At 73.3% G+C, this 9951-nt stretch carries 9 protein-coding genes; 5 read left to right on the top strand and 4 right to left on the bottom strand.

Annotated elements, in window-relative coordinates; all coding sequences use genetic code 11:
• The coding region (locus tag HW577_RS14140; RefSeq protein ID WP_232474930.1) for a Crp/Fnr family transcriptional regulator at positions 1 to 418 on the top strand (418 nt) is incomplete at its 5' end.
• Between the two features lie 167 nt (positions 419 to 585).
• Here HW577_RS14140 and HW577_RS14135 read toward each other — a convergent pair.
• The 4 genes from HW577_RS14135 to glcF all read right to left on the bottom strand — a co-directional run bounded on the left by HW577_RS14135 (position 586) and on the right by glcF (position 3316).
• The gene (locus HW577_RS14135) at positions 586 to 942 is read right to left on the bottom strand and encodes a hypothetical protein (protein WP_198376781.1); all 357 of its coding nucleotides are present in this window, start codon (positions 940 to 942) and stop codon (positions 586 to 588) included.
• A 148-nt stretch (positions 943 to 1090) separates the two neighbouring features.
• Complete coding sequence (locus HW577_RS14130; RefSeq protein WP_198376780.1) at positions 1091 to 1660, bottom strand: tetratricopeptide repeat protein; 570 nt, start codon at positions 1658 to 1660, stop codon at positions 1091 to 1093.
• A gap of 39 nt (positions 1661 to 1699) precedes the next feature.
• Positions 1700 to 1999, bottom strand: a complete 300-nt coding sequence (locus HW577_RS14125; RefSeq protein ID WP_198376779.1) for a hypothetical protein — start codon at positions 1997 to 1999, stop codon at positions 1700 to 1702.
• Complete coding sequence (gene glcF / locus HW577_RS14120) at positions 2000 to 3316, bottom strand: glycolate oxidase subunit GlcF (protein WP_198376778.1); 1317 nt, start codon at positions 3314 to 3316, stop codon at positions 2000 to 2002.
• 103 nt (positions 3317 to 3419) lie between these two features.
• On the opposite strand from glcF, the gene HW577_RS14115 reads away from it, so the two are divergent.
• From HW577_RS14115 to HW577_RS14100, 4 genes are all read left to right on the top strand, one after another.
• A complete protein-coding gene (locus HW577_RS14115) occupies positions 3420 to 4238 on the top strand; it encodes a hypothetical protein (protein WP_198376777.1) in 819 nt (272 codons plus the stop codon).
• 46 nt (positions 4239 to 4284) lie between these two features.
• On the top strand, positions 4285 to 5952 hold the full coding sequence (locus HW577_RS14110) for an ABC transporter permease (protein ID WP_198376776.1): 1668 nt from the start codon (positions 4285 to 4287) through the stop codon (positions 5950 to 5952).
• A gap of 195 nt (positions 5953 to 6147) precedes the next feature.
• Positions 6148 to 8409 (top strand): penicillin acylase family protein, encoded by a 2262-nt coding sequence (locus HW577_RS14105; protein WP_198376775.1) that lies wholly within the window; start codon positions 6148 to 6150, stop codon positions 8407 to 8409.
• Positions 8406 to 9929 (top strand): GH3 family acyl-acid amido synthetase, encoded by a 1524-nt coding sequence (locus HW577_RS14100; RefSeq protein ID WP_198376774.1) that lies wholly within the window; start codon positions 8406 to 8408, stop codon positions 9927 to 9929. Before HW577_RS14105 ends, HW577_RS14100 begins: the two co-directional genes overlap by 4 nt.
• Positions 9930 to 9951 lie beyond the last annotated feature (22 nt).

Raw genomic sequence — 9951 nt, 5'->3', positions numbered from 1 at the left:
GCGGCTCTGCGCGGTGCCGGCCGCGTCCTTCATGGACGCCGCCTGCAGCACGCCCGCGGCCTGCCGCGCCCTGCTGCGCCACGTGACGGAGATCCTGCGCCGCCAGGCCAAGCGCCTGCTGGAACGGGAGGCGCTGCCGGTCCGCCTGCGCGTGCACGCCGAACTGCTGCGCCTGTCGCGCCCGCGCACGGGCCGCGACGGCGCGCAGGATGACGGGCAGCGCATCGTGACGCCGCCGCCCCGCCAGCACATCCTCGCCGCGCGCATCGGCACGCGGCGGGAAGCGGTCTCGCGCGAATTCGCCGAGCTGATGCGCCAGGGGATCATCGCGCGGGAGCGCGGCGGCATCGTCATCCTCCAGCCCGAGGCGCTGCGCCGGTCGCTAGAGGCGGAACTCGAGGCCGAGACGGATCTCTGAGGCCGGTCCCGGCCTGCACCGGACCGGCATCGGCGTGCGCGCCGCGCAACGCCGCTCCGGCGCGCCTGGCCGGGCGCCGAAGATCAGGCCCCCGGCACAGGGTCATGGCGGCGGCGCACCGGGCGAAGCGCCCGGCCGCCAGCGCGACCGGGCACCTCCGTCATCGCCTACTGCCCGGTGCTCCACGGCCCGGTGTCCAGGCCCCGCGAAGGCGTGCCGCCGCCGAGCCCGAAGCTCATTGGGACGATGGTGAAGGCACTGGGGTCGTGGACCGACGTGGCCGCGACATAGGTCACCTCGATCCCGTCCCCGCCAGGGGCCACGGTGGCGACGAGCGGGGCCTTCGCCTCCGGGGCCGCGGCGAAGGCGCTGCGGGCGCGCGGGTCGCCGGGGGCGACGTAGAGGATCTCCGCGCCTTCGCCGACGCCGGAGAAGATGGCGACCCGGTCCTGCGCCAGGGCCGGCATGCCGAAGAACGCGCTCGCGAGAATGGCGGAGCGCACCGCCGTGTACCGCATGGTCATTGGGGTTCTCCCTTTCCTCGCCCGACGTCCATTCGCCGATGCGATGAAGGGACCTTGCGCCGATGCCCGCCGCACTTCGGTGTGAACGCGCACGCTTTCCGGCGCGCGGCGCGCTCCCGCGTGCGCAATCCCACGAAACGCGGGTGATTCAGGTCGCGTCGCCCTCGACCTTGCGGCGCAGCTCGCGCAGCCTTTGCTCCCCGCCGCGCAGGCGCGGATGCAGCGCGAGCGCGGCTTCCATGCTGCGCAGCGCGGCGCGCGCGTCGCCGCGTTCCTCCTGCAGCATGGACAGCGTCAGCAGCGCGCCGAAATGCCGCGGCTCGATGCGCAGCGCCTCCTGCAGGTCCCGCGCCGCGGCGGCCGGGTCGCCGAGCGCCGCATAGGCCTGGGCGCGCTGGTGCCAGGGTTCCGCCGCCTGGGGGGAGAGTACGATGGCGGCGTCGAAATCCTCGAGCGCCTCGTCATGCGTGCGGGCGGCCAGGTTGCGCGCGCCGCGGCGCAGCAGCAGAAGCGCGGCGGGGGAGGCCTGCTCGGCCCAGAGCGCACGGATGCGACCTTCCATCATGGTCGCGACGGCGTCGTCGGGCGCGGTCTTCAGCCCGTCGAACAGGCTGTCGAGTTCGGCGCGGCGGGACTCCTCGGCCCGGTTCGGCGCGCGCTGCTGCGCCTCGGCGGGTGCCGCGACGAGAAGCGCGAGGAGGAGAAGGGCAAGGCGCATGGGCGGATGGTCATCCCGGGTGGGCGGCGGGGGCAAGCCTCATGTAAGGCTCATGATCGCCATGCCCAGGACCGCCGCGACACGCGCCGGCCCGGCCCAGCGCGGGTCCGCATCCGGCCGCCCGGCCGCGCGCCAGATGCCGACCGCGGCGAGGATGTTGTAGGGCAGCGGAATGGCATGGCCGACCACGAAGCCGGCTGTGGTGCGGTCCGCCATGTGCAGCCACAGCGCGCCGATGCCGCACCAGAGGTTCAGCGCGACGCCACCCAGCACGCCCCAGCGCCAGAAGGCCTCCGCAAGCGGGACCTCCCCGCGCCAGAGCCGGGCGGCCGCCCGCACTCAGCCCGCCGCTCGGGCGCGCTCGACCGCGGCCGGTTCCGGCCCGCCCGCCATCCAGTCGAGCAGTTCGACCGTGTGCACGGCGGGGATCGCGCCGTCGCCCAGCTGCGTCAGGCAGCCGATATTGCCCGAGGCGATGAGCGCAGCGCCGGTGCGCGCGATGTTGCCCTGCTTGCGCACCTTGAGCTGCCCGGCGATCTCCGGCTGCAGCAGGTTGTAGGTGCCGGCCGATCCGCAGCAGATGTGGCTCTCGGCCGGTTCCTTCACCGCAAAGCCGGCCGCCTTGAGCAGCGCCTTGGGTTCCTGGGTGATCTTCTGCCCGTGCTGGAGCGAGCAGGCGGCGTGATAGGCGACCGTCAGGTCGGGTGCGGGCCGCGACGGCGCGTAGCCGAAGCGCGTCAGCACCTCGCTGATGTCGGCGGCCAGAGCGGCGACCCTGGCGGCCTGCGCGGCTTCCGGCGCCTCGCGGAACATGTGGCCGTAGTCCTTCAGCGTGGTGCCGCAGCCCGAGGCGTTGACCACGATCGCGTCGAGCCCCTCGCCCGCGATCTCGGCGCTCCAGGCCTCGATATTGGCGCGCGCCGCGCGCATCGCCGGGTCGTGGTGGCCCATGTGATGGTCGAGCGCGCCGCAGCAGCCCTGGCCTTTCGTGACCACCACCTCGATGCCCATGCGCGTCAGCAGGCGGATCGTCGCCTCGTTGATGGAAGGTGCGAGCACCTGCTGCGCGCAGCCGGTCAGCAGCCCGACGCGCGCGCGGCGCGGGCCTTCTGCGCGATGGACCTGCGGCCGCTCGATGGGGGATGGCGAGGGGACGGACGCGGGGGCGAGCCGCAGCATCGCCCGCAGCCGCTGCGCCGTCAGCGATCGCCCCGGCACCAGCCCCGCGAACGGCCGCGCGAACCAGGCGCCGACGAGGGCGAGGCGGAACCGGAAAGGGTGCGGCAGCACGAAGGACAGCACGCGCCGCAGCGCCCTCTCGGGCCAGGGGCGGCGATAGGTCTCCTCGATGTACGCCCGCGCATGGTCGACCAGGTGCATGTAGTGCACGCCCGAGGGGCAGGTCGTCATGCAGGACAGGCAGGACAGGCAGCGATCGACATGGCGGACCACCTCCTCGGTCGCCGGGCGGCCGGATTCCAGCATGTCCTTGATCAGGTAGATCCGCCCGCGCGGGGAATCGAGCTCGTCGCCCAGCAGCAGGAAGGTCGGGCAGGTCGCCGTGCACATGCCGCAATGGACGCAGGTGCGCAGGATGCGGTTGCTCTCGGCGGTGTCCGGATCGGCGAGCTGGGCGGGCGAGAAATTCGTCTGCATCCCGCCGTTCTAGGGGAGGCCGGGCGCCATCGCCAGCCGGCCGGGCGATGGACGCCCCTCCCGCCGCGGACCTATCCTCGCCCCGACAAGGGGTAGACGCCGCATGGTCACCGAAGCGATCCAGCATCTCGCTGCATTCAGCGGCCTTGCCTTCGCGGCGGTGCTGCTGTTGATCCAGGCCCTGGCGAAGGAGGTGGGCTACCTCTTCGGCCGGCGCCTCGCGCTGCGCAACGAGAACCCGGGCGAAGGCGTGTCCGTCGTGGTCGGGGGCATGCTGGGGCTGCTCGCCTTCGTGCTGGCCCTGACCCTCTCCTTCTCCAGCGCGCGCTTCCAGGAACGGCGGGAGGGAACGCTCGCGGAGACGAACGCGATCGGCACCGCCTGGCTGCAGGCGCAGGCGATCGGGCATGCGCGCGGGGCGGAGATCGCGCGGTTGCTCGAGGACTACGCCGTGACCCGCCGGGATTTCGTCCGTGCCGGGCGCGACGATGCCTGGCTCGACACGGCGACGCAGCGCACCAACGCCCTCCAGGGCGAGATCTGGGGCCATGTGGCCGCCATCGTGCGGGAGCGGCCGGACCCGGTCGCGGCCTCGCTGATGAACGCGCTCAACACCACCTTCGACCTGTCGACGGCCGAACGCTTCGCCTTCGCCACGCTGTTCCCGCCCCAGCTCTTCTGGCTGCTGCTGGGCATGACCGTCATCTCCATGTCCGCGCTCGGCTTCCAGCTCGGCCTGCGCCAGAAGCCGCTGCGGACGCTGTGCTTCCTGCTGCTGTGCATGTGGACGGCGACCATGACGATCATCCTGGACCTGGGCGCGGCCAGGGTCGGGTCCATCCGGGTCAGCGCGCAGCCCTATGACTGGATGATCGAGGGGTTCCGGGGCGGCGTGACCATTCCCCCCCTGCCTCGGAACTGACCCGCCCTACCCGCGCGACACCCGGCGTGGTATCGGGCCGGTGAGAATGGCTCGCAACATCACCCTCGCCGAGGTTTCCCCCTCCGCGCGCCGCCGCCGTGCGCCCGGCTGGGCCTGGGCCTCGCTGGTCGTCGCGGCGGCCATCGCCGCGCCGCTGCTGGCCGTGCTCGTGACGGCCGCGACGCGCCCGGGGGCGAGCTTCCTGCACATCGCCACCACGACGCTGCCGGAGATGCTGCGCAACTCCGCCCTGATGGCGCTGCTCGTGGCCCTCATGGCGGGCTCGGCGGGCGCGATCTCCGCCTGGCTCGTCGCCACCTGCGCCTTCCGGGGACGGCGCGTGCTGGAAGTGGCGCTGCTGCTGCCGCTCGCCATGCCGGCCTATCTCAACGGCTATGTCTACACCTGGCTGCTCGACGTGGCGGGGCCGGCGCAGCAGGCCTTCCGGGACCTGACGGGGCTGCGCTACGGCGACTACTGGGCGCCGGAGATCCGCAGCCTGCCCGGGGCGGCGCTGATGCTCGCCATGGTGCTCTATCCCTACGTCTACCTTCTGTGCCGCGCCGCCTTCCTGCAGCAGAGCGTCTGCCTGCTGGAGGCATCGCGCACGCTGGGGCACGGGCTGCCGCGCACCTTCCTGCATGTCGCGCTGCCGCTGGCGCGGCCGGCGCTGGCCGCCGGCATCGCGCTGGCGCTGATGGAGACGCTGGCCGATTTCGGCACGGTCCACCATTTCGGCGTGCGCACCTTCACCACCGGCATCTACGAGGCCTGGTTCGGCATGGACGACCGCGGCGCGGCGGCGCAATTGTCCGTCGCGCTGCTGGGCTGCGTCGGGCTGCTGCTCGCGCTCGAGCACATCACGCGCGGCGGGCGGCGCTTCCACGCGACGACCACGCGCCATCCGCCGCTCCGTCCCGTCGTGCTGCGCGGCTGGAAGGAAGCGGCCGCCATCCTCGCCTGCGCCATGCCGATGGTTCTTGGCTTCGCGCTGCCGGCGGGCGCGCTCGCCTGGCTCGCGGCGACCAGCGGGGATGCGCTGGACCGGTCGCGCTTCCTGCCCTTCGCCGTCAATTCGCTGATGCTCTCAGGCATCACGGCGGGGCTCGCCGTGCTGATCGCGGGGATGATGGCCTGGGCGGCGCGCATGCATCCCTCCCCCCTGCGCAGCGCCGCGAACCGCATCGCGGGCCTGGGCTACGCGCTGCCGGGCTCGGTCATCGCGGTCGGCGCGCTGGTGCCCTTCGGGCTGTTCGACAACGCGCTCGATGCCTGGATGCGGGCGACCTTCGGCGTCTCGACCGGGCTGCTGCTGAGCGGGACGATGGTGGCGCTGGTCTTCGCCTACCTTGTCCGCTTCCTCGCCGTTGCGCTCTCGGCCGTGGAATCGGGCCTCGCGCGGCTCAAGCCTTCCTATGTCGCGGCGGCGCGGGTGCTGGGCCGCACGCCGGGGCAGGCGGTGCGGGAAGTGGAACTGCCGCTCGCCCGCGGCGCCCTGCTGACCGCCGCCGTGCTGGTCTTCGTCGATACGATGAAGGAATTGCCGGCGACGCTGATCGTGCGGCCCTTCGACCTCGATACGCTGGCGGTGCGGATCTACAACCTCGCCTCGGACGAAAGGCTGGCCGAAGCCTCGACCGCCGCGCTGCTGATCGTGATCGTCGGGCTGTTGCCGGTCGCCGCACTCACGCGGGCGATGCGCGCGAGCGATTGACCCCGGTGGCCGAAGCCTGGTCGCGCCACATCGACGCTTTCGCCCGCCTGGTGGAAGCACCCGGTTTGCCTGGCTTGTCCGGTTGACGCCGCGACAGCCCCGCGGCGGCCCGCCTTCGGCGCCTTGGCACGCGTCAAGGCCGCGCGGCGTTCGCAGGAACCTCCCGCCCGCACGGCGCGACACCATCTGGCGCACATGAAGCGTCTCCTGCTCCCGCTCCTCCTCCTGCTGGCCGGCTGCGAGGCGCTGTCCCCACGCCCGGCCACGATCGAGCAGCGCCTCGCCGCTTTGCCCGCTGCCGGTGCGTCGGTGGAACGGCCCGTCACCATCCGCTGGAACGACCACCTGGTCCCCTGGGTGGAGGCGGAGACGGATCGCGACCTGTTCTTCGCCCTGGGCCTGGTGCACGGGCATCTGCGCGGCGCGCAGGTCGCGCTGCTGCGGCTGGCCGCGCGCGGGCGGCTGTCGGAAGTGGCCGGGCCCTTCGCGACGGAGATCGACCATGCGTTGCGCATCCTCGACTTCGGCCGCGCCGCGCCGGCGATCCGGAGCGCCTGGCCGGAGGAGACGCGCGCGCTGATGGCCGCCTTCGTCGCGGGGCTGAACCACGCGACGATGACCGCGCGGCGCCCGCCGCCGGAATTCGCCCTGCTCGGCCTTTCGCCCGAGCCGTATACGGAGGACGACCTGCTCGCCATCGGGCGGCTGGCGGGCACCGACGTGAACTGGCTCGGCTATTTCGCGCTGCTGCCGGCGCGCGGCACGCCGGGCTTCGCGCGGCTGTGGGAACGCACGGTGCAGGCGGGGTCCTCGGCGACGGAAGCCGCACTCGATGCACGGCTTTCGCTGATGCGGGAGATCCTGGCGGGGACGTCCCGCGCCGGGTCGAACACTATGGCGGTAGCCGGGCGGCGGTCGGCCAGCGGCGGGGCGCTGATCGCCTCCGACCCGCATCTGGGGCTGAACCTGCCGAATCTCTGGCTCGCGGCGGGGATGCGGTCGCCTTCCTTCCACGCGGCGGGGCTGATGGTGCCGGGGCTGCCCTTCCTCGGCGTCGGGCGGAATCCCGACATCGGCTGGGGCGGGACGAACATGCGCGCGGCGTCGTCGGACCTGTTCGACGTCTCGGCCCTGCCGCCGGATGCCTTCCGCCGCGAGACGGTGCGCATCCGCCAGCGGCTCTGGTTCAGCGCGACGCGGGAGGTGCGCGTCACGCCGCACGGGCCGGTTCTGACGGATGCGAGCGTGATCCCGCGCCGTCCGGGCGACGTGCTGGCGCTGCGCTGGGTGGGGCATGAGGCGACCGACGAGATCACCGCGCTGCTCGCCGCTGCGCGGGCGCGGGATGGCTCGCAGTTCCGCGCTGCCTTCAGCACCTTCGGCGTCTCCGCGCAGAACATGCTCTGGGCGCATCGCGACGGCAGCATCGGCCAGTTCTACGCCACCACCATCCCCGACCGGCGCGGCATCCCGCGCGAGGATCCGGTGCTGGATGCGCGCGACGCGACCGCGACGGCGCCCTGGCAGCGGCTGCTGCGCACGCCGGACCTGCCCTTCGTGGTCAACCCGCGCGAGGGGTATCTCGCCAGCGCCAACAACCGGCCGGAAGCGCTGGGAAGCCGCGCGCCGCCGCTCCTCGGCTTCTTCTTCTCCGACAGCGACCGCGTGGAACGGTTGCGGGAGATGCTGGCCGCGACGCCGCGCGCGACGCCGGCGGACCTTGTCGCGATGCAGACGGATACGCGATCGCCACGCGCCGCGCGCCTCGCCGGAGCACTCGCGCAGCGGATGGAGGGCATCGCGGAGGCCGCGCCGCTGCTGGCCGCGCTGCGCGGCTGGGATGGGAACTACAGCGAGGACAGCCGCGCCGCCGTGGGGTTCGAGGTGCTGCTCGCGCGCCTTGTCCCCCTGCTGCAGCCCGAGGAGCGGCAGGGCGAGACCGGCAACCGCCGCGCACCGGAAAGCCAGTGGAATTTCCTCACCGCCTTCCTGCTACGCGACCTCGATGCGCTGCCGCCCGAACGCCGCGCCGCCGTGCTGCGCCAGGCGGCGGGCGTCGCCGCGACGGACTTCGCCGCGCTCGGCACATGGGGGGAGATGCACCGGCTGCGCGTCTCCCACTGGCTGGTGAACCTGCCCGTGGTCGGCGGCGCCTTCGCCTATGGCGACTTCCCCGTGGGCGGGTCGCGGGAGACGCCGATGAAGACGAGCCATGGCCTCGTCACCGGGCGCCATGTCGCGGCCTTCGGGTCCATGGCGCGGCATGTCAGCGACATGGCCGACCCGGACGCGAACTGGTTCGTGCTGTGGGGCGGGCAGGATGGCTGGGTCGGCTCGGCCGCCTTCGCCGACCAGGTGCCGCTGTGGCGGGAACGGCGATCGATCCGCATTCCCCTGCGGCCGGAGACGGTGGCGCGCGACTTCCCGCGCGTGACGCGGCTGGAGCCGCGGCGGTGAACGTCCCCTTCGATTCCACGCCCTGCCTCAAGGCCTATGTCGCCGCGCGGCTGCGCCGGCTGCGCGCGATGGACCCGACGGCGGAGCAGCAACGCCTGCTGCTGGGCCTGCTGCGCCATGCCGAGGCCACGCGCTTCGGCCGCGACCATGGCTTCGCCGGCATCCGGAGCGTCGCCGATTTCCAGCGCGCCGTGCCGCTGCGGCGGTATGAGGCGCTGCACGCGGACTACGTCGCCGCCGCGCTGCCCGTGCTGGACGGCGTGCTGTGGCCCGGGCGCACGCCCTATCTCGCGCTGTCCTCGGGCACGACATCGGGCACGACGAAGCGCATCCCGGTGACGCGGGAGATGGTGCGCGCCAATCGCGGCGCGGCGCTGGACACGCTCGCCTGGCACCTGGCGGCGCATCCGCGCGCGCGGCCCTTCGGCGGGCTGTCCTTCATGCTCGGCGGGTCGACGGACCTGAAACAGGTCGCGCCGGGCGTGCGGGAAGGCGACCTGTCCGGCATCGCGGCGCATGAGGTACCGGGCGCGCTGCGCCGCTGGTCCTGGCCGCCGGAGGAACTCGCGCTGCTGGCCGACTGGGATGCGAAGCTGGCGCGTCTCGCGGCGGAGGCGCCGGTGCGGGAGATCCGCATGGTCTCCGGCACGCCATCCTGGCTGCTGCTGCTGTTCGAGCGGCTCGCGGCGCGGCACGGCATGCCGCCGCTGCCCGCGCTCGAACTGCTGATCCATGGCGGCGTTGCCTTCGCGCCCTATCGCGAGCGGCTCGCGCCCTTCCTTCCCGCGGGCTGCGCGACGCGGGAGGTCTATCCGGCAAGCGAAGGCTTCGTCGCCATCGCTGATCGTGGGGACGGGGAAGGGCTGCGGTTGAATCTCGACCGCGGCTGCTTCTTCGAGTTCGTCCCCGTGGAAGACCTCGACGCCGCGACGCCGACGCGCCATTGGGCGGCGACGATCGAGACGGGCGTCGAGTATGCCGTGGTCGTCTCCTCCTGCGCCGGGCTGTTCGGCTATGTGCTGGGGGACACGGTGCGCTTCGTCGACCGCGCGCCGCCGCGGCTGCTGGTGACGGGGCGGACGTCATGGACGCTCTCGGCCTTCGGAGAGCATCTCGCCGGCGAGGAGATCGAGGCGGCGATCATGGCGGCCGCGCAGGCGGTCGGCCTTGCCGTCGCGGAATACATGGTCGGGCCGGAATTCCACGGCAGCCTCGGGCGGCATCGCTGGTGCGTGGAAGCGGCGGGCGCCGTGCCGCCCGATGCCGCGCCGCGTCTCGCCGCCGCGCTGGATGCGGCGCTGCGCGCCGAGAACGACGACTACGCGGCGCATCGCGACGGCGCGCAGATGGCCGTGCCCGAGGTGCTGATCCTGCCGCCCGGCGCCTTCGCCGCCTGGATGCGCGCGCAGGGCAAGTTGGGCGGGCAGCACAAGGTGCCGCGCGTGATCGCCGACCCGGCCCGCTTCGCGGCGGCGGCGGCCGCGCTCAGCGCAGCGCCGCCGCCAGCATCGCGCGGATGACCTCGAGGCAGCGGCCGCACTG

The organism is Neoroseomonas rubea, from assembly GCF_016106015.1.
In the GTDB taxonomy this organism is placed as follows: domain Bacteria; phylum Pseudomonadota; class Alphaproteobacteria; order Acetobacterales; family Acetobacteraceae; genus Neoroseomonas; species Neoroseomonas rubea.
This window is presented reverse-complemented; position numbering and strand designations above follow the sequence as displayed.

What these genes read in the sequence shown, in the direction of transcription:
- HW577_RS14110 (WP_198376776.1), top strand. Translation starts at nt 4,285, where the DNA reads ATGGCTCGCAACATCACCCTCGCCGAGGTTTCCCCCTCCGCGCGCCGC.
- glcF (WP_198376778.1), bottom strand. Translation starts at nt 3,316, where the DNA reads ATGCAGACGAATTTCTCGCCCGCCCAGCTCGCCGATCCGGACACCGCC.
- HW577_RS14130 (WP_198376780.1), bottom strand. Translation starts at nt 1,660, where the DNA reads ATGCGCCTTGCCCTTCTCCTCCTCGCGCTTCTCGTCGCGGCACCCGCC.
- HW577_RS14115 (WP_198376777.1), top strand. Translation starts at nt 3,420, where the DNA reads ATGGTCACCGAAGCGATCCAGCATCTCGCTGCATTCAGCGGCCTTGCC.
- HW577_RS14135 (WP_198376781.1), bottom strand. Translation starts at nt 942, where the DNA reads ATGACCATGCGGTACACGGCGGTGCGCTCCGCCATTCTCGCGAGCGCG.
- HW577_RS14105 (WP_198376775.1), top strand. Translation starts at nt 6,148, where the DNA reads ATGAAGCGTCTCCTGCTCCCGCTCCTCCTCCTGCTGGCCGGCTGCGAG.